We start from the raw sequence: 531 nt of genomic DNA on the forward strand, positions 1-531 counted from the left end.
TCTACGTCAGTACTTCAAAAAGCATAATCAAAGCCTTGATAAATATGCATTCCTTCGAAATTCAGCTTTCACCCATTGGGTGAAAGAAAAGTGCTCAAAAATATGTTAAATTATCAGCTTTTATGACTCGATATATGGTAAAATAATAGTAAGAAAAGTAGTAAAAAGGGGTTCTAATTATGATTAATAAAATTGATTTCAAAGCTAAGAATCTAACATCAAATGCAGGTCTTTTTCTGCTCCTTGAGAATGCAAAAAGCAATGGGATTTTTGATTTTATTGAAAATGACCTCGTATTTGATAATGACTCAACAAATAAAATCAAGATGAATCATATAAAGACCATGCTCTGCGGTCACTTCATTGGCATTGATAAGTTAGAACGTCTAAAGCTACTTCAAAATGATCCCCTCGTCAACGAGTTTGATATTTCCGTAAAAGAACCTGAAACAGTGTCACGGTTTCTAGGAAACTTCAACTTCAAGACAACCCAAATGTTTAGAGACATTAATTTTAAAGTCTTTAAAAAAC

Annotated in this window: 1 pseudogene; it reads left to right on the top strand. The window is 32.0% G+C overall.

Annotated features, from left to right (window positions below):
• Positions 1–179: 179 nt before the first annotated feature.
• Positions 180–531: pseudogene (locus tag ACFQH9_RS31990) on the top strand (IS1380 family transposase); the annotation flags it as partial.

The sequence above is a fragment of the Pseudonocardia lutea genome (assembly GCF_042658055.1).
GTDB classification, from domain to species: domain Bacteria; phylum Actinomycetota; class Actinomycetes; order Mycobacteriales; family Pseudonocardiaceae; genus Pseudonocardia; species Pseudonocardia lutea.